Consider the following 23,445-nt stretch of genomic DNA (forward strand, 5'->3'; position numbering starts at 1 on the left):
GCCCATCGCGGCAGTAAGGTCCCCACGCTTCGCTTCTATGTAGACGTCCCTTCGCCAATCAACCTGCTATAGCAGCCATCGCACCGGATCGCAGGTTGAAGATGGGCCCTGGAAAGCCGGACTACAGCATATCGCCGAGACTCCAATGGTTGTTCCATCGGACGTCGATCTCGTCGTCGACATTCTGATATCTTATGTCGGTGGAGAGGCGCAGCCGCCGGCTGCGGTCCTGGTTGGTGGTCGAGGCGTGGATCATGTAGGGCGAGTGAAGCACCACGTCGCCGGCCTCGTAATCAGCGGCGAGCCAGCGGGTGTCGAAGCGCGCCGCCATATCGGGCAGATCCTTCGAGATCCAGCCGCCTTCGGCCATGTGGTGGTTATAGGCGCTGACCCGCTCTTCCGCAGAAAGATCGCCGCTTGTGGCCTTGAACTCGGCTTCCATCTTGACGCCCAGGGCGTGCGAACCTTCGAGGTAGACCAGGCCACCCATCTCGGCGGGGATATCGCCGATCGGAATCCAGGCCGTTACCAGGCGGCTGGTGCCGCCACGGAGATAGACGAGATCGTAGTGGGCGGGTGTGGCCGTCGGCGATCCCGGCTGGACGAAACGCATGATCTTGCGCTTGTGGAGATAGGAGATACCCTGCAGGAAATCGTCCATGAAGCGGGCGAGTGGCGGTTGCGCGCAGAAGCCTTCATAGGCGGCGGAGCGGACGAGCGACATCAGGCGCCTGTCCGCCAGGCTTTTGTCGAAGCCACCGGCAGACGCCAAGCCCAGCGAAAAATCGCTTCCAGGCTCGACCAGCCCGGTTTCGGCGAGGCGTTCGAAGACCCAGCGGCGGAAATCGATCACATCGGCCCGCGGCAGAAGGCCTTTCAGCCAGACATAGCCATCGTCCTGGTAGCGGCGGCGGATGGCGTCGATGCCGATGCCGGGATCGGTCGGCGCGAGCCAACCGATCCGCTCCGCGGGCAAGCTTCTGCCATTTGCGGCAAGAGGAAATTCCATCTTGCGAGCTTGCATGACCTCCGCAGCAATTGACATTTCACTCCTCCGTCGTTTGAGTTGACTTGTCATCAATTACCTGATCCGGCATGCCAACCGACATAGAGAAAATTTATAGCTGGACTTTTCGCTCACCATGAGAGACGCCGAGGCCATCTATAGAACGCCGCTCGGTGCGGCCGGCGGACTGGCAGTCACCGGCAGCGGCAGGCAGCATGCCCGCCGTGCGGTGACGGACCGGAAACTACCGAGTTTCGCCGTCGTCCTGGTGGAGCGGGGACAGGGTTGGCTAGATACCGCCGCCACCGGCCGCATGAGCCTGACCGGACCTGCACTGTTCTGGCTGTTTCCCAACCGCGTGCATTCCTATGGCCCCGACGAAGGCGGCTGGGACGAGCGCTGGGCGCTTTTCGAAGGGTCGTTCACGCGGGATTTCGTGAGGCTGAGGATCATCGCGGAGCGACATCCCGTTGTGGCCCTGCATCATCTCGACGAGGTGGTGCGGCTCTTCGGCAAGCTTCATGCCGATCTGCTTGACGACACCAACCTCGGGCAGGCGTCGGCGGCATTGATGCTGCATCGCATCGTCATATCAGCCGCCAGACAGGCAAGCGGCGCGGCTGATCGACGCCAGGAAAGGCTAGATATGGCCGACATCGTGGAAACGCTACGGCGGCGGGCGATGCAACCGTTGGACCTCGCAGCCTTTGCCGCCGAGCACGGCATGTCTCCGGCCACGCTGCGCAGGCGGTTCACGCTCGAAACCGGACTGCCTCCCAAGGCATTTCAGCTTCGGGTGCGCATGGACCATGCCAAACAACTACTGGCAACCACCGACGAAAAGATCGAAACGGTGGCCGCCATGATCGGCCTGGATGACCCGTTTTATTTTTCGCGGGTCTTTCACGAACGTGAGGGCTGCAGCCCTCGCGAATTCCGTGCGAGATATCCGCGGGTTTGAGAGCCGACAACCGTGGCCGGGGTGCAGCGCCAGCCGAGCGCCGGGGCGATGTGGGTCAGGCTCGCTTCGATGAGTTTTCTCGTCGATGAAGCCGATCTTGTCACCCTCGTCGTTGCCGTGCCGAAATGGGCGCGGTCGCGGTCGTCGACCAGCGCGAAGATGGCGGCTGCCCCAGACGCTTGGCTGGCGTATCCCGTGTTCACGAAGTCATGTATGATAATGGGGCGTTAGAGACGATCTTTCATCGCGTAGGGGAAATTTCGCCGCACCACCAATTGCAGGTCCGATACCGGGTGGTTTCGTTGTCCAATGCATGAATCCGGCTTCGCTCATTCGCGAAGCTCCGGGCGGGGAGGGGAAAATGACGTCCAGCGCATCGAACGCCGATCTTGCGCCGTCGAGACCGTCCATCGTCCATGCTGCGGTTCAATTGGGACTTGTCGCCCTTCTGGTCTATGTCTGTGCCAGGGTCATGTTGCCCTTCATGGGCATTCTGCTTTGGTCGGTGATCCTGGCGGTCATGCTTCATCCCTTGCATCTGCGCCTGTCCGGCCGGATCGGCAATCGCTGGTCGGCATTTCTCATCGGGATGGTCGGCGTTGCCGTCGTGCTGGTGCCGATGTTCGTCGTCGTCACATCGCTTGGATCTTCCATTTATTCGCTTGTTTCCGGCTTGCAGAACCACAGCCTGACAATTCCGCCGCCTCCCACGTGGCTTGCCGACCTGCCGGTGGTCGGGGTGAAGCTCTCGGAGGGCTGGTCGCTCACTGCCGCCAACCTGCCCTCGGCGCTCCGTCAATACGGTCAGATGCTGAGCAAACCTGCCGCCTGGCTCGCATCTTTCGCCGGAGGCCTCGCCGCCGGTGGCCTATCCTTCGTTCTTTCCATCGCGATCGCCGCCGTGCTTGTCGCCTATGCCAAGGGTGCTGCGGCCTTTGCCCTCAGTCTGCTGGAGCTCGTCACCAACAGTAAGGCGCGGGGTGCCCGGCTCATCCATCTGACTGCCACAACGATCCGGGGAGTGGCGGTCGGCGTGGTCGGCGTGGCAGTGATCCAGTCGATGCTCGTTGGCATTGGCTTCTTTGCGATTGGTGTTCCGGCGGCCGCCGCTCTAACGCTCGTCACGTTTCTCTTGGCAGTCGTGCAGATACCGCCGCTGCTGCTGACGCTGCCCGTCATGGCCTATGTCTTTGCCACGGAGGCAACAACACCGGGAATCATCTTCGCCATATGGTCCTTGATCGCCGGGCTGAGCGACAATTTGCTCAAACCCTTGATGCTCGGCCGTGGATCGGACGTGCCAATGCCGGTCATTTTGGTCGGTGTCATCGGAGGGATGATAGCCGACGGCCTTCTCGGTATATTTGTTGGCCCCGTGCTGCTGGCCGTCGGCTTCGTGTTGCTGATGGAATGGCTGCATCAGCGCCCGGCCGAGGACGGACCCCGGATCGAAGGTCCGGCCCCATGATTACAGTTATTAGCCTCGGCTTGCTTGCGATGTCGATATGCCTCGCACTGCAGGCACTGGCTTCAGTGCTGGCCGCGCGTTATTTTGCTCGCGCGCGCACGCAACCGATGGGCCGAAAGCCCTGGCGAAGGATCTTCCTGCAATTCTCGGTTCTGATGATCGTGCTCATGCTGGGCAATATCTTCCAGGTCGTTTTCTGGGCGCTTTTATATCGTGCGCTCGGCGCCTTCGAGGACTTCGAGACGGCCATGTATTTTTCCGGCGTCACCTTCACGTCGCTTGGTTATGGCGATGTGGTGCTTGACGGCCGTATCCGGCTGCTTGGGCCGCTGCAGGCAGCCAATGGGCTCATGATGTTCGGGATCACAACGGCCCTGTTTTTCTCGGCTATCCAGCACGCCACGGGGAAATTGGCCGCGGCATACCGAACGGCGCATGAGCCCTAATGCATGTCGCCTAAAAGTGTGCAGCGGTATTGGGACAACGACATGCATATAAACGAAGATCTAAAGCGCGTCGCGACGCGCTTTAGAGTGCTGGAGCTTTGCCGACGAAGACGGCTTGCCCGGGACATTAGCGCCAACCCATCGCAGGCGCGACGTGGGTCAGGATCGCTTCGATGACATGGGCGTTGTATTCGACGCCGAGCTGGTTGGGGACGGTGAGCAGCAGCGTGTCGGCCTCGGCGATCGCCTCGTCTTCGGCGAGCTGCTTGATCAGGGCATCGGGTTCGGCGGCATAGCTGCGACCGAAGATTGCGCGGGTCTTCTCATCGATGAAGCCGATCTTGTCCTCACCGTCGTTGCCGTAGCCGAAATAGGCGCGGTCGCGGTCGTCGACGAGGGCAAAAATGCTGCGGCTGACCGAGATGCGCGGCTGGCGCGTGTGGCTGGCTTCTTTCCAGGCCGCGCGGTATGCCCGGATCTGGTCGGCCTGCTGGACGTGGAAGGGCTCGCCCGTCTCATCGTCCTTCAACGTTGAACTCTGCAGGTTCATGCCGAGCTTGGCCGCCCAGACGGCGGTGGCATTCGAGCTCGCGCCCCACCATATCCGCTCGCGCAGGCCCTCGGAATGCGGCTCGAGGCGCAAGAGGCCGGGCGGATTGGGAAACATCGGCCGTGGGTTCGGCTTGGCAAATCCTTCGCCGCGCAGCACCTCCAGGAAGACTTCGGCATGGTGGCGAGCCATGTCGGCCTCGCTCTGGCCTTCGGGCGGGGCGTAGCCGAAATGGCGCCAGCCATCGATCACCTGTTCGGGCGAACCGCGGCTGATGCCGAGCTGCAGGCGGCCGCCGGCGATGAGGTCGGCCGCACCGGCATCCTCGGCCATATAAAGCGGGTTCTCGTAGCGCATGTCGATGACGGCGGTGCCGATCTCGATCCGGTTGGTTCGGGCACCGACGGCGGATAGCAGCGGGAAGGGTGCGGCCAGCTGTCGGGCGAAATGATGCACGCGAAAATACGCCCCGTCAGCCCCGAGCTCCTCGGCCGCCACCGCAAGCTCGATCGACTGCAGCAGCGCATCGCCGGCGGAGCGCGTCTGCGATTGGGGCGAGGGCGTCCAGTGCCCGAACGAGAGGAAACCGATCTTCTTCATACCGATGCCGCACCTTGATCCGTTGTGTCTGGGGTCGATGGGTCATCGCACAATTTCGGCCCGAAAGACAATCGGAACCGGATGAGTTCGGCGTATCACTTCTGCGGCATTGGCCTGCCATCCGCCGCTATAACCGACAGAGAGATTGTTACGGCCGCGCTAAACCCCTGACATAAACGCGTGTTACAGCCTCCGCCGGCTGCGGCGTGAGCATGGAGTTTTGATGGACCAGCGCAGGGGCTCCTCATTCGAGGAAATCGACGTCGTCGCAAATTACCGGTATCGTCCGCCTTATCCCGATGCCGTCTTTCGAAAGCTTCTGGCGATAGCTCCGCGGGCGGAGCATCTGCTGGATATCGGTTGCGGACCGGGAAAAATCTCCCGCCCGCTGTCAGGTTCGTTTGCGAGTGTCACAGCGGTCGATCCCTCCGCGCATATGATTGTGCTGGGCAGATCGCTGCCGGGTGGCGGCGCTGAGAATATCCGCTGGATAGACAGTTTCGCCGAGAATTTCCCGACCGATGGCCAGCGCTTCGATCTGACGGTCGCAGCAGCCAGTATTCACTGGATGGATCATGCCAGGCTGTTTCCGCATCTTCTGGCGAGTGCCGCGCCAGGTCACGTTATGGCGGTGGTTTCCGGCGACGACCCGTTCGAGCCTGCGTGGCTATCGGATTGGCATTCATTTCTGGGGAAGTGGGTTCCTGAGGTGACCGGCCAGCCTTTCGATCACAGCAGATGGTCCGAGGGCATGCGAAGCTACCAGAGCTATCTTGACCTGCATGGCAGCGAGGACTTCATATCGGAGCATCCCTTCGAGCAGAGCGTCGAGGATTTCGTCTCCTGCCAGCATTCGCGCGACACCTTCGCACCTTCGAAACTTGGCGATCGTATCGCTATCTTCGACACGGAACTCTCTGAATTGCTACGCGCCTATTCGAATGATGATCGGTTGAGCTTTGTCGTACGCACCAGGATTGTCTGGGGCGAAATCAAGCTGATCTGACAAGACACGAGAAGAGGGGAACCAAAGGGAACAAGCGGCGATCTCAGCCATCTCAAGATCACCCGCCGCCAACATTCTCCATCTGCTGCCGCACGCCGTTGAAGACCTGCGCCGGCACGCGCAGTCCGGCATCGTCCTGATAGAGGGCCTGCAGCTCGCCGAAGCGTTGGTCTGCGTCGATCGTCAGCGCGGCGAGACGATCGAAGCGCGCCAAGCCATCCGGAGATATTTCTTCCTCGGGCTGCGGCATCGCTCCCCAATTGTCCCAGGGAAGCATCTCCATGTTGTTGAGGGCGGCGAAGTCGCGCACGAGGTTCATGGCAATGAACCAGAAACCGGACTCGTCGAAGATACCGAATTTGCCGGGGTCGGCGGTGCCGGCACGGCAGCGCTGCCAGGTTTCGCCGGCGCTGAGGAATTTGCCCGGTGGTTGGTCGAGGGGATCAAAATCGAGTTTCAAGGCGGCGCGCTGGAGATCGTCGATCTGGAAGTCCGCAGAGACCCAGCGCTCTCCGTCCCAATATTCGGCGATCCAGTGATCGATGCCCTTGCCGGCCTCGAAATACATGCCGAAGCCGCAGCGGGCAGTGCCGGGACGCCCTGGGCCTTGAGTGCCGCGCAGGCGAGCACGGTGAAATGGCGGCACACGCCGATGCTGCGCTTCTCCGGTGGGCGCGGGATGTCGAGCGGGGCGGGATCGATCTCCATGATCGTATCAAGTATTTCTCGCGCCGGCCTCGTGTGTGACTGCACCCTTCGCGCCGGGGTGAGCCGTTGATTGTAGCGCGGAGCCCAGGCCTCATGCAGCACTGCGCCTTGCACAGCCGCAGCAACGGTTTCGACGCCCTTGAGCGCTGCAAGGGCGGGGGCATGCGGCCCGGCCGATGTCATCTGGCCGGGGCGCGTGTAGAAATCGACAGGGCTCTCATATCCGCTCATGCCGGGCAGTATGATAAAACCAGACCAACGGAGCAAGGTCCCGCGGGCCATGCGTGAGGCCCGCGAGCGAAGCACGGGAGGTCCTTATCGCGCAGCTTCAAGCGGAAGGAGAGGGAATAGCCGTAAGCGGCTGAGCGGGAGTCAGTTTCTGGCTCGGCGGAGCCGTCGAAGCGCCCGAAATCAATAATAGGCCGACTTGAACGGGGTGATTGCCGCGCCCATGGCCGAGGCGTCGCTTGAGATCTCGGAGATGATCAGCTTCGGACGCGGGCGCTGCACGCCGTAGCGTGGCCGATCGAAATTCTCGGTCCGGTCGATCAGCATCTGTGCCAGAGCGGTGGGAACCTGGCCGCCGAAGACGATTGCCTGCGGATCGAAAACGGCCCAGATCGCATTGATCAGGCGGCTATAGGCGGGCGTGACCTCGTCCACCCATTCCGCGACACCTGGCCATTTCGGGTCGAAATGCTTGCGCATATAGCTGATCGAGGGAACGTCGACGCCGTTGCGGTTGAGTTTTTCGATCAGCCACTGCAAGGCCGGCCGGCGTTTGCTCTCCTCGGCGTCGTACATCCCCGAGAATTCGCCGGCATTGCCGATGCCGCCCAGCAGCAGTTCGCCGTCGCTGATCAGGCCGCCGCCAAAGCCGTAGTTGAAGCTCAGATAGGCAAAGTGCTTGATATAGCGACCGACGCCGAACATGGATTCGGCGATGGTTCCCGTCTTGCCGCCATTGCGCACCCAGGCGGGCTTGCCGAAAAATTCCGTGAGCAGCGGGCCGAGCTCGATCAGCGACCATTCATGCAGCGGGAGGGGCGCATTGTAGCGTGTGCCACTGATGTGAAAGCCGGCAATGGCAAAGCCGATACCGAAGAAGGCCTCTTCGGAAAGATTGTTCACCCTCTGGTGTTCGATCAGCTGCTCGCGAACCAGATCGAGCGACTGGGCCATGGTGCGTTCGCGCAAGGTGACGCTGCTTTCGGCGAGCACATTGCCTGATATATCCATCAAGCAGATGCCGATGATGTCGGTATTGACCGAGATGCCGCAGGAATAGGCGTAGCGGCCGTCGAGCCGGAGTGTCGGGCTCGGCTGGCCGCGGCCGGTGCCGGGTTTCGGCGAGCCGAAGGAGACGATACCACGTTCCTCCAACTGGTCGATGATGCGGTAGACGGATTGCTGGGTGAGATCGGTGTGGGCGGTGACTTCCGATCGGGAAAGGCCGGGATGACGCCAGATCAGCTTTAGCAGGTCGCGTTCGTTCGGCGAGACGACGCCGCCGCCTTCGCGCAGGAAGCGCGTCGCGATCAGTGTCTCCGGAAAGTAGGCCATATCAACACCTCCCTCGTTAAAAATTACTACAGAGGTGTAGTAATAATTTAATAGCGCTTCCGGTTATCGGGATCGTTCGCCCTATATCAGAGGGCTCTCTTCGCTTCAAGTGTCACGCACTCGTCACTAAATTGTTACACGCAATGTGTAATAAATGCGCCGTCACAAAGCCGGGTTCGAACCCGGCTATCAAAACAGGCGAGGGCAAGATGAAGATTTCCATGCTGGCGGCAGCTGCCGCGCTGATGGCGGGCGCGTGTTCTGCGCAGGCCGCCAATATCGAATTCTGGTACGGCAATACGGGCGTCGTCGAAAAGGCGATCCAGGACCAGTGCGCCGCTTTCAATGCCGCGCAATCCGAGCATCACATCACCTGCGTCGGCCAGGGAAGCTATGAGGTGTCGATGCAGAAGGCGATTGCGGCCTTCCGCGCCAACAAGCATCCCGTCCTCATGCAGTTCTTCGACGCCGGCACGCTCGACCTGATGCTGTCGGATGCCGTCGTTCCGGTCCAGGACGTGCTGCCCGACGTCAAGTGGGATAATTATATTGCCGGCGCCCGCGCCTATTACGAAACCTCCGCCGGCAAGCTTTTCGCCCAGCCCTACAATTCCTCGACGCTGCTGTTCTACACCAACAAGACCGAGCTGGAGAAAGCCGGCATCACCAAGACGCCCGAGACCTGGGAAGAGATCATCGACACCGCCCGCAAGCTGAAGGCTTCAGGCCATGAATGCCCTTACGTCACCAATGGCGAACCCTGGTCGATGTTCGAGCAGTTCTCCGCCCGCCACGGCCTGCCGATCGCTTCCGAGCACAATGGCTATGACGGTCTCGACGCCGAATATGTCTTCAACACCACCTTCGTCGCCAAGCATCTGCAGAACCTGATCGAATGGCGCAAGGAAGGCCTCGTCAAGCTGGCGAGCGACACCAAGGCCGGCAATTACACCGCCGCCTTCAACACTGGCGAATGCGCCATGATCGAGAACTCCTCGGGCTCCTATACCGCCTCGGCCAAGGCCTTCGAAGGCAAGTATGAGATCACCGTCGGCATGGCGCCGATGTACAAGGGTTACGAGCGCCATAACACCTTCGTCGGCGGCGCCTCCATCTACATCATGAAGGGCCGCGACAAGGCTGAAGTCGAAGGCGCCAAGGCCTTCCTCGATTTCCTTCGCCGTCCCGAACAGCAGATGTTCATGACCGCGGCCACCGGCTACGTGCCCGTCACCAACGACGTGATGGATGCGATCGCGAAAAGCGGCGAGGCGAACGCGCCGAAATATGCGACGGCCGCCGTTGGCATCGAATCAATGAACCAGCCGCGCACGCCCGATACCCGCGGCATTCGCCTCGGCTTCTATGTGCAGTTCCGCCAGGTGTTCATGGAAGAGACCCAGAAGGCCTTTGCCGGCCAGGAGACCATGCAGGTGGCGCTCGACAATTCCAAGAAACGCGGCGACGAGCTGCTGCGCCGCTTCGAGCAGACCTACAAGGGCGTGAAGCTGCCCTGATCCAACCGCCAGGCACGGAGCGCGTCCCGCGCGCCGTGCCTGTCTTCCAATGCAGGGCTTCTTCATGACCTCGGAATCTTCGCTTTTCAGCCACCGCTGGCTGCCGCTTCTCCTGGTGGCGCCGCTCATGCTGCTGAACGTGCTCTTCTTCTATGTGCCGATCTTCCAGGCCTTCTACTGGTCGTTCTTCCTCGAGCGCCCCTTCGGCGGCGGCTCAATGTTCGTCGGCTGGGATAATTTCGCCCGCGTGCTTGCCGATCCCGAGTTCTGGGAAGGCTGCTGGCGCACCATCGTCTTCATGGTCACCGCTTCCTCGCTGGCAGTGGTGATCCCGCTGATCCTTGCGGTCGCGGCCGACCGGAAGATCCGCCTGTCGCTGCCGGCGCGCAACGTGCTGGTCTGGCCGAAGGGCGTCGCAGGCGCCTCGATCGGTGTCGTCTTCGCCTTCATCTTCAATCCTTTCGTCGGCATCCTGGCGCCACTCAACGCGGCCTTTCCCGGCATCTGGGCGCCCGGCATCAACGGCACGGATGCCTTCATCACGCTGATTGCCGCGCATGTCTGGAGCGGCATCCCGTTCAATTTCGTCATCCTGCTCGCCGGCCTGCAGTCGATCCCGAAGACCATGCAGCAGGCAGCGGCGATGGACGGGGCAGGGCCGTGGCGTCGCATCTTCGACGTCCAGCTGCCGCTGATTGCGCCGCAGCTCTTCCTGACGCTGGTGCTGGAGTTCACCGAAAGCATCACCTCGGCCTTCGCGCTGATCGATACGATCACCCATGGCGGCCCCGGCGGCGCCACCACGCTGCTGGTCTACAAGATCTACACCGACGGTTTCAGTGGCTACGACCTTTCCGGCGCCTCGACCCAGACGGCGATCCTGATGGTCTTCGTCGTCCTCCTCACCGGCGCCCAGTTCCTCTTCCTCGGCCGACGCATCAACTACGAGCGGTGACCCATGATCGAAAACGCACGTTCCCTCAACATCGCAGCCAGCCTCGTCCTCATCGTTGGCATCGTCTATATCCTCGGGCCGCTCTACCTGACGCTTGCCACCGCCTCGCAATCCTACGAGTTCGTGCTGCGCAACGGGCTCGCCTGGTATCCCGGCGACCAGTTTTTCGCCAATGCGACGCGCATCTTCACCGAGACACACATCCCGGTCCAGATGCTCAACAGTCTGGTGGTCGCCTTCGGCGATGCATTCGCGACCTGCGTGCTGTCGCTTCTGTCGGCCTATGCCATCGTCTATTTTCGTGTTCGCTGGGCGGGCGTGGCTTTTGCACTGATCCTGGCGACCATCATGCTGCCGATCGAGATCCGCGTCATTACCACCTACCAGGTGGCGTCGAACGTGTTTTCGCCGGTCAATGCGCTGCTCGATGTCACCGGTCTGAACGGGCTGATCGCCCAGTACTTCGGCGCGCCGGTCAGGCTCGAATGGAGCGTGCTGAACACGCATTTCGGCCTGATCGCGCCGCTTGTCGCGCATGGCACCGGCACCTTCCTGTTCCGCCAGTTCTTCCTCACCTTGCCGAGGGATCTTTTCAAGGCGGCGCGCATGGACGGGGCAGGGCCGATCCGTTTCCTGTTCGACATCCTGCTGCCGCTGTCGCGCACCAGCTTCGCAGCACTCTTCGTGCTGACCTTCCTCAGCGGCTGGACGCAATATCTCTGGCCGCTCGTAGCCGCCTCGACGCCGGACATGCAAACCGCCGTTGTCGGGCTGGCGCGGCTTGTGCCGGATTCGGATGGAGAGATCCCCGATTTCCCGATGATCATGGCCGGCGCCATCATCGTTTCCATCATTCCGCTCGCGATGATTGCGCTGCTGCAGCGCTACCTCGTCCAGGGCTTGGTTCTCACGGAGAAATAGCCATGAACGCCATCGACATGACCATCCGCGCCGCTGCGGCAAACATCAGGCTCTCAGGCGTCAGCAAGGCCTATGACGCCGAGACCGTCGTCATTCCGCCGATGGATGTCGAGCTCAGGGCCGGCGAATTCACCGTCGTCCTCGGCCCGTCGGGCTGCGGCAAGTCCACGCTGTTGCAGATGATCGCCGGCCTCGAGCGCGTGAGCGGCGGTAAGATCGTCATCGGTGCCCGCGAGGTGCAGGATCTGGAGCCGAAACATCGCGGCTGCGCCATGGTGTTCCAGAACTACGCGCTCTATCCGCATATGAGCGTCTTCGACAACATCGCCTACAGCCTCAAGGTATCAGGCATGCAGAAGGCCGAGCGCATCGAGCGGGTCGGGACGGTGGCGAAGATGCTCGGCCTTTCCGACTATCTCGGCCGCAAGCCCGGACAGCTTTCCGGCGGCCAGCGCCAGCGCGTGGCGATCGGCCGGGCCATCGTGCGCGAGCCGGGCGTATTGTTGTTCGACGAGCCGCTCTCCAACCTCGATGCCCAGCTCCGCCACGACATGCGCGTCGAGCTGGCCGACCTGCACCGGCGCATCGGCGCCACCACCGTCTTCGTCACCCATGACCAGGTGGAGGCGATGACGCTTGCCGACCGTATCCTCATTCTCAACAAGGGCCGGATCGAACAATTCGATACGCCGAAGGCGATCTACCACCATCCGGCCTCGGTCTTCGTCGCCAAATTCATCGGCGCACCGCCGATGAACATCCTGCCGGTCACCGGCGACGGCTCGGTGCTCCGGCTCGCCGACGGGCAGGTGGTGGCGCAAGCGCGGCTCACAGGCGCCTACCAACTCGGCATCCGGCCGGAAGATATCCTTGTCGGTAGCAAGCCAGACAGCAAGGGAGGGGAGCATGTCGTCACATCAGCTCTGCGTTTTCGCGAGGACCTCGGCTCACATTCGATCCTGGCGGCCGAACTCGGCGGGTCGGTCGTGAGGATCGCTACACCCTTCGGCGTCGAAATATCGGACCGCAGCCAACTCTTTCTCAATCTCCCGGCTTCCCGTCTGCATCTCTTCGATGCAGCGAGCGGCAGGGCCATACCCGGCGCCCTCAGCGCAAACTAAAGGAAGTCCCATGAAATACATCGACCACATTGCCGACCCGTCGCGTTCCTGCGCCATCGTTGCCCATCGCGGCGCCTGGCATCAGGCTCCGGAGAACAGCCTTGCCGCGATCGAGAACGCGATTGCCGCCGGCTACGACATCGTCGAGGTGGATATCCGCCAGAGCGCCGACGGCCACTTGTTCATCCTGCATGATGACACGCTCGAACGCATGGCCGGCATCGACCGCGTCCCCGAGGAGATGACGATTGCCGAGATCACCAGCCTGCGGCTCCGCATGGCCGATGGCGGGCCGGACCAGCCGTTCACGACGCAGACCATTCCGACGCTCGAACAGGTGCTCGAAACCGTGCGCGGCCGCATCTTCGTCGATCTCGATCTCAAGGACCCCGAGATGATGGATATCGTCGCGGCCAAGGTCAAGGAGATGGGCGTGGCCGATCAGGTCGATCTCAAGGCCGATGCCGGCACCAGGGAGCAGCGGGCGTGGATCGCCGGGAAGACCGGCATCGACGGCGTCCCGTTCATGGGCAAGGCGTTCTTCAGAAAGGAAAACGCAGACGAGACCGCCGAGGGCATAATCTCGGTCAGCCCATTCATGTGCGAAGCCAAGTTCGACCAGCTGGAGACGCTCGCCGGTCAGTACGATCGTCTGCAGGAAGCCGGGATTTCGCTCTGGGTCAACACGCTCGATCCGGTCTCCTGCTGCGGTTTGACCGACAGTGCGGCGCTTGAAGATCCGGATGCAATCTGGGGACGGATGATGGCGGCCGGCATCAGCGTCATCCAGACCGACCAGCCGGCGGCGCTCAAGGCCTATATCGAGGCGCGCCGCGCATGAGGGAAGTGTCGGACGACATATTCTCCGCCGTGATGGAGGATATGCGCCGGGCGGCGGAGGCGGAGATCCTGCCCCGCTTCCTCGGCGTCACCGCCGAGGGCATCCGCACCAAGACCGCGCCCGACGATCTGGTGACCGATGCCGATCTCGGCGCCGAGCGGCGGCTCACCGAAGCGCTGTCGGCGCACTTTCCCGAGGCGCTGCTCGTCGGCGAGGAGGCGGTCTCAGCCGATCCGTCGATTCTGACGCGGCTTGGCGACGCCGATCTCGCCGTCATCATCGATCCTGTCGACGGCACCTGGAATTTCGCTCACGGCCTGCCGCTGTTCGGCATGATCGTGGCGATCGTCTCCGGCGGCGAGACGGTGGCCGGGCTGATCCACTATCCCGTGACCGGCGATTTCCTCGCCGCCCGGCTGGGGGAGGGCGCATGGCACATCGCCCGCGACGGCACGCAGACCCGCCTCGGCGTTGCGCCGCCAGGGCCGATCGGGGAAATGCACGGCTTCCTGCCGCTGCATATGTTCCCCGCCGAGGAGCAGTCGGTCTACGCTCAGAGCATGCTGCACTTTGCCCGCACCACCACATGGCGCTGCTCGGCCTATGAATACCGGGCGGTGGCAACAGGCGCTATGAGCTTTTCGCTCAACGTCGAGCTCAAACCCTGGGACCACGCCGCCGGCGTGCTGATCCACCGCGAAGCCGGCGGCTATGGGGCATTGCTCAGCGGTGAAGCCTATCGCCCGGCAATGACCAGGGGAAGGTTGCTGTTGGCGCCGGATGCCGAGAGTTGGGAAGTGATCCGCCGTATTTTTGTGGAAGGGTGATGGCGGTTGTGCTTTGGCACGACGCTCTGGCGCGCCGCGGCTTGCGACGCGCCATTCCAGCCATACAGTCATCCAGCATTCGGCGTGCTGTTCCTAGTGTGCCGACGCGATCTCAGGCGAGAGCGCCACCCCAATCTCCGTCATTCCTGTGCTCGTCACAGGAATCCAGCCACGGCGTGTCCACGCCGTGAGGGACTCTCATATGACCAAGCCCTTCTCCCGCGCTCAAGGACTCGAGCGCACTGGATTCCTGTGACGAGCACAGGAATGACGGAGGAGAGGTCCTCGATGGCCGATGCGGCGATCAATATGCGAACTCAAGCCAAAGGCGAGGCAATTGCCGTAAGTGCCGGGAAATGAGTCGGATTTTCTGTCGGTAGTATTGAGATCCGCCGCACGATCCGGACTTCACCTGGCCCCCGACAGGCGCTAAAAATGAAGCATGCGCTACACGTTCGCCATAGGTGATATCCACGGCTGTATCGATCCGCTGAACAGGATGATCGATCGGATCGAGGCTTGTGCGCCTGAAGGGACGGTCGTCTTCCTTGGCGATTATATCGATCGCGGGCCTGACGGCAAAAGTGTCCTCGACCGGATCATCGCGGGTCCATCGGACCCGTGGCGATGGATCTGCCTGAAAGGTAATCATGAGGACCTGATGGTCGCTGCCTATGCCGATAGCGACAGCAGAGACGTATGGATCGGCATGGGCATCGGCGGATTTGAAACCGAAATGTCCTATGGCGGCAGAGTTCTGCCCCAGCATCTGCAATGGGCGGCCGATCTTCCCCTCATGCACATTGATCGATATCGCATCTTCGTCCATGCGGGCGTCGATCCAGCATTTCCGCTGGAGCAGCAGAGCGAGCACGATCTTCTCTGGTTACGGTTCCCTCCCGGTGAGTCCAGCGACTATTGGGGCAAGCACCTGGTTCACGGCCATACACCGTCGCTGTCTAACCCGGTGACGACAGGAAACCGCACCAACATCGACAGCGGCTGCGTCTTCGGCGGCAAGCTTTCCTGTGCGGTGTTCGATGACGATATTGCCGGCGGGCCGATCGACTTTATTAAGGTGAGCGCATGAACTTGGGCGTGTCGGTAAGGGTATGAAGCCGGAGATGGCGGAGTGGGAGCATTGCGGAGCGGGGGAGGCCTATCGCCCCGCCATGACTCGTCAGCAGAAAGTTTGGCGAGACGCCACCCCAATCTCCGTCATTCCTGTGCTTGTCACAGGAATCCAGCCACGGCGCGTCGGCGCCGTGAATGACTCCCAGAAGGAAGTCGTTCTCCCACGCCCAAGGACTTGGGCGCACTGGATTCCTGTGACAAGCACAGGAATGACGGAGGAGAGATGTGGCGGCATTTAGCACGTCACTGACGACTCAGGCCCCGCCAGCCGGCGGCGAGCCGCAGCCAGGGCGCCAGGTGGAAGCCGCTCATCAGCAGGTACATGGGCACCATTCCGCCGATCGGGAACGCGTCCGGCGTCGTCATGCAGATCATGTCGGCGTTGCCGGTCGCGGCTGTCAGCAGCGCCATGATCGCGAATGTCGGGGCGGCGGCAAGCGACAGCCAATCGGCGACGCGGGCGGCGATCCGGCCGCCTGGACTCGCCATGCCATCGCTCGGCTTGCCAGCTGATCCATCTGCGGCGGCAGCCAGCGAGAGCCATTCGGCGGCGTTGAGAGCGGCGTTTCCGTCGCCTCGCTTTGGGATGTGGGCGGAGAGCAGCATCGACGTCACTCCTTGCCGTACCGGTCGTGGTGGCGCCACCAGATGCCGGTTTCGTTGCGGCCCTTCGGTGCGCGGTCGAGCCATTGGTACATGCCCCAGAGCCCGTCCAGCCCGCGCGCATAGCTGGAATAGCTATGGTAGACGGCGCCGTCGATAAGCTCGAAGGCGCTGACACCTGGGCGGTCGCGGGTATAGGTGGGAACGTCGGTGCCGGTCATGGCGGCGATCTGAGCGATCGGGGCCTCGCTGTCGCGCGGCTGCCATTCCTGGACAGTCCTGCCTGGGAGCGGTTCGCGGCGGTAATTATAGTCTACATCGCCCTGGTGCTGCTGCTCGGCAGAGAACCAGACGCTGAAATCGCCGTTGAAGTCGCTGCCGAAGGAGGAGGCCCAGGGAAAGCTCCAGTCCATCCGCCGCTTGAACGCTTGGAGCTTTGCGAGCGGCGCGCGCGAGACCGCCCAAAAGGCGACATCGTGGTTTTCAAGATGGACGAAGACGCCGTTGAAACCGTCGGCGATCGAGGAGCAGGACGGGCATCCTGCGCTATAATCCGGTCCGAACATGAAGTGATAGACGAGAAGCTGCGAGCGCCCGCCGAAGAGATCCTTCAGCGAGACGTTGCCGTCGTCGGTGTCGAAGCGGTATTGCTTGTCGATCCTGACACGCGGCAATTGCTGGCGCTTGATCGCCAGCGCGTCGCTCTGCCGGGTCAGTTCCTTCTCCTCCTCGAGCAGATCGAGCCTTGCCGCCAGCCACTGCTGGCGTGTTGCGTTCAGCTGTGCCGTCATGGGTCTTCTCCTTTGCCTGTCTCTCGTCGTAGCATCCGGCGCAGGCTTGCTTGCCGGTCGACGACAAATCTAAGGCCGAGTGGGGAAATGGCGGGAGTGACAAGTGTGACGGGATTTGAATGGACTCGCTGATCACGGCGGCGGCGCGAGCGCTGGCAACAGGAGATGCGCTCGGCGCGCTGAAGCGGGTGGCGCTGCGCGACGATGCGCCGGCGCTGGCATTGCGCGGGATTGCGATGGCGCAGCTCGGCGATCTCGTCCGCGCCAAGGCGCTGTTGAAGAGTGCGGCGCGTGCTTTCGGCCCGAGGGAGGCGATGGCGCGGGCCCGCTGCGTGGTCGCCGAGGCCGAGATCGCGCTGGTGTCGCGCGATCTCACCTGGCCGCCCAAAGCGCTGGAGGCGGCGCGCAAGGTGCTCGAAGCGCATGGCGACAGGGTCAATGCCGCCCATGCCAGGAATGTCGAGCTTCGCCGGTTGGTACTGGTCGGTCGGCTCGACGAGGCCGAGCGGGCGCTCGAAACACTCGACCCGACGCCGCTGCCGCCGGCGGCAAGGGCTGCCCATGAGCTGGTGGTCGCGGGTATAGCGATCCGGCGCCTGCAGACGAAAGGGGCGCGTGCGGCGCTTGACCGGGCGAGGCAGGCGGCGCGCGAGGCCGGTATGCCGGTATTGACGGCGGAGGTGGAAAATGCTGCCGGCGTGCTCAGCGCGCCCGTGGCGCGGCTGATCTCGCGCTGGCGGGAAAGCCCGCTGCTGCTCGAGGAGGTGGAAGAGCTGCTAGGTTCTGGCACGCTCGTCGTCGATGCCTGCCGCCATGTCGTGCGCGACGATCAGCTTTCGGTGTCGCTGGCAACGCGGCCGGTGCTCTTCACGCTCGCCCGGACGCTTGCCGAAGCTTGGCCGGCGGATGTGGCACGCGGCACACTCATCGCGCGTGCCTTCCGCGGCAAACATGCCGATGAATCGCACCGTGCCCGGCTGCGCGTCGAGATCGGCCGGCTGCGTGCCGAGCTGCTGGCGCTCGCCGAGGTCTCGGCGACGAAACGCGGCTTTGCGCTCTCGCCGCGCCGTGCCGGAGAGACCGCCGTGCTGGCGCCGCTGGTCGAAGGCCAGCATGGGGCGGTGCTCGCCTTTCTCGCCGATGGCGAGGCGTGGTCAAGTTCGGCGCTGGCGATTGCGCTCGGCGCCAGCCCGCGCACCGTGCAGCGGGCGCTGGATTCACTTGCGGAGGAGAGCAAGGTGCAATCTTTCGGGCGCGGGCGGGCGCGGCGCTGGATGAGCCCGCCGCTGCCCGGTTTCCCGACGATCTTGTTACTCCCGGGACCTTTGCCAAGCGACTAGTATGGCCTGACTGATGAAGATGGCCCTGGTCAACGGGCAAACAGGATGGAAGAGATGAAAAAGTCGGCTGCGACGATTATCCGTGAATATGGACCCTTTCCAGGCGCCGAGCGCGTCAACGGCGTCACCTTCGATGGTGAGCATGTCTGGTTCGCCTCGGGCGACAGGCTGAACGCGCTCGATCCCGCAAGTGGCGAGGTGGTGCGCTCGATTGAGGTTGCGTCCCATGCCGGTACGGCTTTCGATGGCGAGTTCCTCTATCAGATCGCCGAGGACGTTATTCACAAGATCGACCCGAAGACCGGACGAATCGTTTCCACCATCCCGGCGCCCGGCAATGGCGGCGATTCCGGCCTTGCCTGGGCCGAAGGCTCGCTCTGGGTCGGCCAGCACCGCGGCCGCAGGATCCATCAGATCGACCCGGAAACCGGCAAGATCCTCCGCACCATCGAATCCAACCGCGTCGTGACAGGTGTCACCTGGGTCGACGGCCAGCTCTGGCACGGCACCTGGGAGGGCGATGACAGCGACGTCAGACGCATCGACCCCGAAACCGGCGAGGTGCTGGAGCGGCTGGAGATGCCCGAGGGCACCGGGGTCTCCGGCCTCGAATCCGATGGCGCCGACTGCTTCTTTTGCGGTGGCGGCGCCAGCGGCAAGGTCCGCGCGATCAGCCGGCCGGGGCGGGTGCCTGGTCCCGCAAAGCGGGAGTGATCGATCCAGTGGATCGATCACAGGGCCGAACGCCCTGAGCTATGCGAAGGGCTGGGAGAGGCAAGGATGGAAGGCGAGTTATCGATGCGGCGTGGGCGGGGGACGGCCAGCCGCATCAAGGAAAGCAAAGTGCTGCGATGTTTCGGCTGCCTTCAGTCGGGTGACCGATCTGCGGCTTTTCTTCGTGGCCAGCTTTAGCGCCCAGGCCGTCATGATTTCTTAACACTCGTCAATTTTAATCGCGGTTTAGTTGCCGATTCGATAAAACCTATTTTAAATCAATCTTTAAGAGCATTTTGTGGGGCGGCATCATGCGGGCAAGCTCTGTGTTTCGCAGGACCAGGAAACAGAAGCTTCTTTCACGGATCTGCTTCGCGGCACTGAGCCTCGGCTGTTCGCTCGCAACGCCCATTTCAAGAAGCGCGGGAAAGCATCGGGAGTTCAAAGGACGGCACCTTGTCCTCCTGACAGTATGTGGGGTGGTGCTTATGGCCCTATCCGCCGGGGCGGCCTCGGCCCAAAATTGGACCGGAACAACAAGCAGTGACTGGACTGACGGGAGCAATTGGACGGGCGGCGTTGCTCCCGGTGCCGGTGCAACCGTTAACATCAGTACAATTGGCGTACCGTCCCAGGGGCCTACCGTCCTCGGTGTCACTGGGCCGATCAGCGTCTCGGTGGGGGCAATACAAGTCGGCCAAGGCGGACCAGCGCACGGCGTCCTGACGATACAGAATGGTAGCACCCTGACAAGCACGGGCTCGTCGCGGCTCGCGAGTGCGGCTGGAACCACAGGCACCGTCACCGTCACCGGCCCGGGATCGCAGTGGAACATACCCGCGGGGACTTTTCATGTGGGTTTTTTGGGTACTGGCACACTCAACATTGAGAACGGCGGACAGCTCACAGCGGGAGCCAATACGGTACTCGGCGGCATCGCCGCATCTTCGGGCACGCTCAACATCACCGGCGGCGGCACATTGCAGACCCTATCCTTGCGGGGCGGGCCTGGCGTGAGCCAAGCCAATTTCGACAATGGCATTTTGCGCGCGACGGCCGCTAACTCAGCCTTCATAAGCTTATTTTCCGGCACCGAGCTCAATCTGCTGTCCGGCGGGCTGACGATTGATACCGCCGGCTTTGCTGTGGGAACCGACGCGGCGTCGGGGTTTACCGGCGTGGGCGGCCTGACCGTTACCGGTGGCGGCGTCTTCAGCCTATTGGCGAACAGCATCTATACCGGCGAGACGCAGATCGACTTCGGCAGCAGCCTCGCCCTTTCCGGCGCCGGCGCCATCGCCAATTCCAGCCGGGTTGTCGCGGATGGCGCTCTTGACGTTTCGGGGGCAGCGGCCCCGACCATCCAGAGCCTGGCCGGCAGCGGCCTCGTGCAGATCGGGGCGCAAACCCTGACGATCGCCAATGCCAACGACACGTTCGCGGGCGTCATCGCCGGCACGGGCGGGCTGACGGTCACCGGCGGCAGACAAACGCTTTTGGGCGTCAACACCTATACGGGCGCCACGACGGTGAGCGGCGGCCGGCTCGCCGTCAACGGCTCGATCACCAGCCCGGTCACGACATCGGGGACCGGTATTCTCGGCGGCACCGGCACGATCTTCGGCGATGTGACCAATGCCGGCGTGTTGGCGCCGGGCAATTCGATCGGTACGCTGACGATATCGGGCAACTATATTGGCAGCGGCGGCACTCTGGAGATCGAGAGCGTGCTCGGCGACGATACATCCGCGACCGACCGCCTCGTCGTCACCGGCAACACATCAGGCACCACCGATGTCAAGGTGACCAACCTCGGAGGCGGTGGCGCGCAAACCGTCGAAGGCATCAAAATCGTCGATGTCGCCGGTACGTCGGCCGGCACCTTCTCGCTCCTCGGCGACTATGTGTTCGAAGGCGACCAGGCCGTGGTCGGCGGCGCCTATGCCTATCGACTTTACCAAGGGGGTGTCAGCACGCCTGCCGATGGCGACTGGTATCTGCGCTCAGCCGTTCTCGATGCCGCAGGCACCTCGACCGGGCCATTATATGCGCCTGCCGTGCCGCTCTACGAGGCCTATGCCGGCGTGCTGCAGAGCCTCAATGAGTTCGGGACGCTGCGCCAGCGCACCGGCGGGCGTGAGGTGGACGATGGTCAATCCGCTGCCGACGCCGGGAACGATGAGGTCAACGATCAGGGCAAGGCGATCTGGACCCGCATCGACGGGACGCATTCGCATTTCGAGCCGGAAACCTCGACGTCCGGCACCGAATATGACGTCAACAGCTGGACGCTGCAGGTGGGCGTCGACGGAATGCTGCATGAAGGCGGGGCGGGCGTGCTGATCGGCGGGCTCAGCTTTCACGTGGATACGGCCTCCGCAGACGTCTCTTCGCGCTTCGGCAAGGGCGACATCGACGCCACAGGCTACGGCTTCGACGGCACCTTGACCTGGTACGGCAACAGCGGGTTCTACATCGACACGCAGGCTGGCGTGACCTGGTACAGCAGCGATCTCAAATCCTCGACGCTTCACACCACACTGGCTGACGACAATGATGGCTTCGGCTATGGGCTCAGCGTCGAAGCCGGCCAGAAGATCGCGCTGACGAACCGATGGTCGCTGACGCCGCAGGCGCAGCTTGCTTATTCCTCCGTGCGTTTCGATGACTTCACCGATGCCTATGGCGCCGCTGCCTCGCTCGACGATGGCGACAGCCTGACCGGCCGTCTCGGCATCTCAGCCGATTATGACAGCGACTGGAAGGATGCTTCCGGAAAGATCAGTCGCTCGAAGCTCTACGGCATCGCCAATCTCTACTACGACTTCCTCGACGGCTCGGATGTCGATGTCTCGGGGACCAAGCTTATCAGTGAGAACCAGGCGCTCTGGGCCGGCGTTGGCATGGGCGGCTCGCTCAGCTGGGCGGACGACCGATACGTGGCCTACGGCGAGGCCTTCGCCCGCACCAGCCTCAAGGACTTCGGCGACAGCAACGCCTTCGGCGCCAAGGTCAGGTTCAGCGTGAAGTGGTAGCGGGATGGCTGCCGGAGGGCGCCAGGTCGGAAGTCGACATCAAGGGTCAGGTTGTCAGAATTTCCATCGAGCGAGCAATTGATTTCATCATGTAACGATCTACTTTCGCGGCAGTGTCGATGCTTCGGTGTCGGTCGAGGGCTGCACGCAAAGCCGGTGCGGCTGTAGGGGGAGAGACTTTGAAATATCTGCGCACGACGCTCGGGCCTAAGAGCAAATCCGAACTTGGGATGATCCTCCCGCACGAGCACGTCTTCGTCGACCTCAGGACGCCGGACCAGCCCGGTTATGCCGAAGCAGTGGCCGACGACGTCGTTCGGCTGATGGCCCCCGAGATCGAGCGGATCAAGAAGCTCGGGGTGACGGCATTGGTCGAATGCTCGACGGGCGGCGTCGGACGCCGTGCGGATATCGATCTTGCGGTGTCCATTGCGACGGATTTTCCGATCGTCGTGCCCACCGGCAATTACCGTGAGCCCTGGATTCCCGAATGGGTCCGCCATGCTTCCGAGAAGGAGCTGGAGGGATGGATGCTCCGGGAGCTGACGGAGCAGATCGACGAGACCGGGTTCCAGGCAGGCTGGATCAAGCTCAGCGCCGGCGATGACGGGATGACGGCGCTCGAGACGAAAATCCTGCGGGCAGCCGCGCGCGCGGCGGCGCAGACGGACGCCGTCATCGGCAGTCATACGATCAGGGGACGGGTCGTCATGGACCAGCTCGATGTCATCGAGGCGGAGGGCTACAGGGCCGACAGGTTCATCTCGATCCATACGCAGGAGGAAAAGGACTTCGCCTATAATGTCGCCGTCGCCGAGCGAGGCGCCTGGATCGAGTATGATCATGTCGGCCGGGCCGGGGACAACGAGGTGGCGGAGCTGGTGATCAAGGCGCTGGAGGCGGGCTGCGGCGATCGCTTATTGTTGAGCCATGACCGAGGCTGGTTCGATCCGGCGCTGCCGATGGGCGGGATACCCAAGCCATACACCCATCTTTCCACGGTCTTGCTGCCAGAGTTGAAACGGCGCGGCATAGACGACGGTACCCTGATGCGCCTGACCCACGACAATCCGTTCGAGGCTTTCGCCCGATAGGGGAGTGGCCGGGCGAAAGAGGCCTAAATTATATCGAAATGCGCTCTGGCAGTTTCGTCGATACAGGAAATCACAGTGGTTGTGCCTCACGAAAGATGAATAGGATGGGAGGGGCGCTAAGTGAGATTTAGGTTGTTTTATGAAGGTGAGTTGCATTCCTCGGGTAATAATTCGAAGCGCCCAGCCCACAAACACGACATTCGCCGTGAGTTTCACAAGCAATTCCGAGAGCTCTGGCGAGTCG

At 62.5% G+C, this 23,445-nt stretch carries 20 protein-coding genes and 1 pseudogene; 15 read left to right on the forward strand and 6 right to left on the reverse strand.

Going from position 1 to position 23,445, the window contains the following annotated elements:
• Positions 1-121 precede the first annotated feature (121 nt).
• Entirely contained in the window at positions 122-1,045 is a 924-nt protein-coding gene (locus tag HX899_RS20130; RefSeq protein WP_181293192.1) for a phytanoyl-CoA dioxygenase family protein, read from the reverse strand.
• A 97-nt stretch (positions 1,046-1,142) separates the two neighbouring features.
• On the opposite strand from HX899_RS20130, the gene HX899_RS20135 reads away from it, so the two are divergent.
• The 3 genes from HX899_RS20135 (at position 1,143) to HX899_RS20145 (ending at position 3,881) form a co-directional block, all read left to right on the forward strand.
• Complete coding sequence (locus HX899_RS20135) at positions 1,143-1,967, forward strand: AraC family transcriptional regulator (protein WP_138387254.1); 825 nt, start codon at positions 1,143-1,145, stop codon at positions 1,965-1,967.
• A gap of 361 nt (positions 1,968-2,328) precedes the next feature.
• The gene (locus HX899_RS20140; RefSeq protein ID WP_181293193.1) at positions 2,329-3,435 is read left to right on the forward strand and encodes an AI-2E family transporter; all 1,107 of its coding nucleotides are present in this window, start codon (positions 2,329-2,331) and stop codon (positions 3,433-3,435) included.
• Positions 3,432-3,881 carry a potassium channel family protein gene (locus HX899_RS20145; RefSeq protein WP_181293194.1) on the forward strand — a complete coding sequence of 150 codons (450 nt, stop codon included), beginning with the start codon at positions 3,432-3,434 and terminating at the stop codon, positions 3,879-3,881. The genes HX899_RS20140 and HX899_RS20145 overlap by 4 nt, the downstream gene beginning before the upstream one ends.
• A 127-nt stretch (positions 3,882-4,008) precedes the next feature.
• Here the strand turns inward: HX899_RS20145 and HX899_RS20150 are convergent, their stop codons facing one another.
• The gene (locus tag HX899_RS20150; protein WP_180193834.1) at positions 4,009-5,031 is read right to left on the reverse strand and encodes an LLM class flavin-dependent oxidoreductase; all 1,023 of its coding nucleotides are present in this window, start codon (positions 5,029-5,031) and stop codon (positions 4,009-4,011) included.
• 223 nt (positions 5,032-5,254) lie between these two features.
• Between HX899_RS20150 and HX899_RS20155 the strand changes: the two genes are divergently transcribed.
• Positions 5,255-6,037, forward strand: a complete 783-nt coding sequence (locus tag HX899_RS20155) for a trans-aconitate 2-methyltransferase (RefSeq protein ID WP_181293195.1) — start codon at positions 5,255-5,257, stop codon at positions 6,035-6,037.
• A gap of 58 nt (positions 6,038-6,095) precedes the next feature.
• Here HX899_RS20155 and HX899_RS20160 read toward each other — a convergent pair.
• A pseudogene (locus HX899_RS20160) lies at positions 6,096-6,976 on the reverse strand (transglutaminase domain-containing protein).
• Between the two features lie 180 nt (positions 6,977-7,156).
• Positions 7,157-8,308 carry an ROK family transcriptional regulator gene (locus tag HX899_RS20165; protein WP_181293196.1) on the reverse strand — a complete coding sequence of 384 codons (1,152 nt, stop codon included), beginning with the start codon at positions 8,306-8,308 and terminating at the stop codon, positions 7,157-7,159.
• Between the two features lie 209 nt (positions 8,309-8,517).
• On the opposite strand from HX899_RS20165, the gene HX899_RS20170 reads away from it, so the two are divergent.
• The 7 genes from HX899_RS20170 to HX899_RS20200 all read left to right on the forward strand — a co-directional run bounded on the left by HX899_RS20170 (position 8,518) and on the right by HX899_RS20200 (position 15,580).
• The gene (locus HX899_RS20170; RefSeq protein ID WP_181293197.1) at positions 8,518-9,825 is read left to right on the forward strand and encodes an extracellular solute-binding protein; all 1,308 of its coding nucleotides are present in this window, start codon (positions 8,518-8,520) and stop codon (positions 9,823-9,825) included.
• Positions 9,826-9,889: 64 nt separating this feature from the next.
• Positions 9,890-10,780: a carbohydrate ABC transporter permease gene (locus HX899_RS20175; RefSeq protein WP_181293198.1), complete on the forward strand. Its 891-nt coding sequence runs from the start codon at positions 9,890-9,892 to the stop codon at positions 10,778-10,780.
• 3 nt (positions 10,781-10,783) lie between these two features.
• The gene (locus HX899_RS20180; protein ID WP_181293199.1) at positions 10,784-11,701 is read left to right on the forward strand and encodes an ABC transporter permease subunit; all 918 of its coding nucleotides are present in this window, start codon (positions 10,784-10,786) and stop codon (positions 11,699-11,701) included.
• A 2-nt stretch (positions 11,702-11,703) separates the two neighbouring features.
• Entirely contained in the window at positions 11,704-12,822 is a 1,119-nt protein-coding gene (locus tag HX899_RS20185) for an ABC transporter ATP-binding protein (RefSeq protein ID WP_181293200.1), read from the forward strand.
• Positions 12,823-12,832: 10 nt separating this feature from the next.
• On the forward strand, positions 12,833-13,663 hold the full coding sequence (locus HX899_RS20190) for a glycerophosphodiester phosphodiesterase family protein (protein ID WP_181293201.1): 831 nt from the start codon (positions 12,833-12,835) through the stop codon (positions 13,661-13,663).
• Entirely contained in the window at positions 13,660-14,490 is an 831-nt protein-coding gene (locus HX899_RS20195; protein ID WP_181293202.1) for an inositol monophosphatase, read from the forward strand. The genes HX899_RS20190 and HX899_RS20195 overlap by 4 nt, the downstream gene beginning before the upstream one ends.
• Before the next feature lie 442 nt (positions 14,491-14,932).
• Positions 14,933-15,580 carry a metallophosphoesterase family protein gene (locus HX899_RS20200; RefSeq protein WP_181293203.1) on the forward strand — a complete coding sequence of 216 codons (648 nt, stop codon included), beginning with the start codon at positions 14,933-14,935 and terminating at the stop codon, positions 15,578-15,580.
• Between the two features lie 287 nt (positions 15,581-15,867).
• On the opposite strand, the gene HX899_RS20205 is transcribed toward HX899_RS20200, so the two are convergent.
• Positions 15,868-16,230, reverse strand: a complete 363-nt coding sequence (locus tag HX899_RS20205; protein WP_181293204.1) for a hypothetical protein — start codon at positions 16,228-16,230, stop codon at positions 15,868-15,870.
• Positions 16,231-16,235: 5 nt separating this feature from the next.
• The gene (locus tag HX899_RS20210; protein WP_181293205.1) at positions 16,236-17,018 is read right to left on the reverse strand and encodes a DUF899 family protein; all 783 of its coding nucleotides are present in this window, start codon (positions 17,016-17,018) and stop codon (positions 16,236-16,238) included.
• A 119-nt stretch (positions 17,019-17,137) separates the two neighbouring features.
• On the opposite strand from HX899_RS20210, the gene HX899_RS20215 reads away from it, so the two are divergent.
• The 4 genes from HX899_RS20215 to HX899_RS20230 all read left to right on the forward strand — a co-directional run bounded on the left by HX899_RS20215 (position 17,138) and on the right by HX899_RS20230 (position 23,201).
• Positions 17,138-18,358: a helix-turn-helix domain-containing protein gene (locus tag HX899_RS20215; RefSeq protein ID WP_180193844.1), complete on the forward strand. Its 1,221-nt coding sequence runs from the start codon at positions 17,138-17,140 to the stop codon at positions 18,356-18,358.
• Between the two features lie 54 nt (positions 18,359-18,412).
• A complete protein-coding gene (locus HX899_RS20220) occupies positions 18,413-19,072 on the forward strand; it encodes a PQQ-binding-like beta-propeller repeat protein (RefSeq protein ID WP_181293206.1) in 660 nt (219 codons plus the stop codon).
• A 722-nt stretch (positions 19,073-19,794) separates the two neighbouring features.
• Complete coding sequence (locus HX899_RS20225) at positions 19,795-22,107, forward strand: autotransporter outer membrane beta-barrel domain-containing protein (RefSeq protein ID WP_181293534.1); 2,313 nt, start codon at positions 19,795-19,797, stop codon at positions 22,105-22,107.
• A 179-nt stretch (positions 22,108-22,286) separates the two neighbouring features.
• Positions 22,287-23,201 carry a phosphotriesterase gene (locus tag HX899_RS20230; RefSeq protein ID WP_181293207.1) on the forward strand — a complete coding sequence of 305 codons (915 nt, stop codon included), beginning with the start codon at positions 22,287-22,289 and terminating at the stop codon, positions 23,199-23,201.
• The last annotated feature ends 244 nt before the right edge of the window (positions 23,202-23,445 follow it).

The sequence above is a fragment of the Rhizobium sp. WYCCWR 11146 genome (assembly GCF_013591995.1).
GTDB classification, from domain to species: Bacteria; Pseudomonadota; Alphaproteobacteria; order Rhizobiales; family Rhizobiaceae; genus Rhizobium; species Rhizobium indicum.

What these genes read in the sequence shown, in the direction of transcription:
- HX899_RS20130 (WP_181293192.1), bottom strand. Translation starts at nt 1,045, where the DNA reads ATGTCAATTGCTGCGGAGGTCATGCAAGCTCGCAAGATGGAATTTCCT.
- HX899_RS20135 (WP_138387254.1), top strand. Translation starts at nt 1,143, where the DNA reads ATGAGAGACGCCGAGGCCATCTATAGAACGCCGCTCGGTGCGGCCGGC.
- HX899_RS20140 (WP_181293193.1), top strand. Translation starts at nt 2,329, where the DNA reads ATGACGTCCAGCGCATCGAACGCCGATCTTGCGCCGTCGAGACCGTCC.
- HX899_RS20145 (WP_181293194.1), top strand. Translation starts at nt 3,432, where the DNA reads ATGATTACAGTTATTAGCCTCGGCTTGCTTGCGATGTCGATATGCCTC.
- HX899_RS20150 (WP_180193834.1), bottom strand. Translation starts at nt 5,031, where the DNA reads ATGAAGAAGATCGGTTTCCTCTCGTTCGGGCACTGGACGCCCTCGCCC.
- HX899_RS20155 (WP_181293195.1), top strand. Translation starts at nt 5,255, where the DNA reads ATGGACCAGCGCAGGGGCTCCTCATTCGAGGAAATCGACGTCGTCGCA.
- HX899_RS20165 (WP_181293196.1), bottom strand. Translation starts at nt 8,308, where the DNA reads ATGGCCTACTTTCCGGAGACACTGATCGCGACGCGCTTCCTGCGCGAA.
- HX899_RS20170 (WP_181293197.1), top strand. Translation starts at nt 8,518, where the DNA reads ATGAAGATTTCCATGCTGGCGGCAGCTGCCGCGCTGATGGCGGGCGCG.
- HX899_RS20175 (WP_181293198.1), top strand. Translation starts at nt 9,890, where the DNA reads ATGACCTCGGAATCTTCGCTTTTCAGCCACCGCTGGCTGCCGCTTCTC.
- HX899_RS20180 (WP_181293199.1), top strand. Translation starts at nt 10,784, where the DNA reads ATGATCGAAAACGCACGTTCCCTCAACATCGCAGCCAGCCTCGTCCTC.
- HX899_RS20185 (WP_181293200.1), top strand. Translation starts at nt 11,704, where the DNA reads ATGAACGCCATCGACATGACCATCCGCGCCGCTGCGGCAAACATCAGG.
- HX899_RS20190 (WP_181293201.1), top strand. Translation starts at nt 12,833, where the DNA reads ATGAAATACATCGACCACATTGCCGACCCGTCGCGTTCCTGCGCCATC.
- HX899_RS20195 (WP_181293202.1), top strand. Translation starts at nt 13,660, where the DNA reads ATGAGGGAAGTGTCGGACGACATATTCTCCGCCGTGATGGAGGATATG.
- HX899_RS20200 (WP_181293203.1), top strand. Translation starts at nt 14,933, where the DNA reads ATGCGCTACACGTTCGCCATAGGTGATATCCACGGCTGTATCGATCCG.
- HX899_RS20205 (WP_181293204.1), bottom strand. Translation starts at nt 16,230, where the DNA reads ATGCTGCTCTCCGCCCACATCCCAAAGCGAGGCGACGGAAACGCCGCT.
- HX899_RS20210 (WP_181293205.1), bottom strand. Translation starts at nt 17,018, where the DNA reads ATGACGGCACAGCTGAACGCAACACGCCAGCAGTGGCTGGCGGCAAGG.
- HX899_RS20215 (WP_180193844.1), top strand. Translation starts at nt 17,138, where the DNA reads ATGGACTCGCTGATCACGGCGGCGGCGCGAGCGCTGGCAACAGGAGAT.
- HX899_RS20220 (WP_181293206.1), top strand. Translation starts at nt 18,413, where the DNA reads ATGAAAAAGTCGGCTGCGACGATTATCCGTGAATATGGACCCTTTCCA.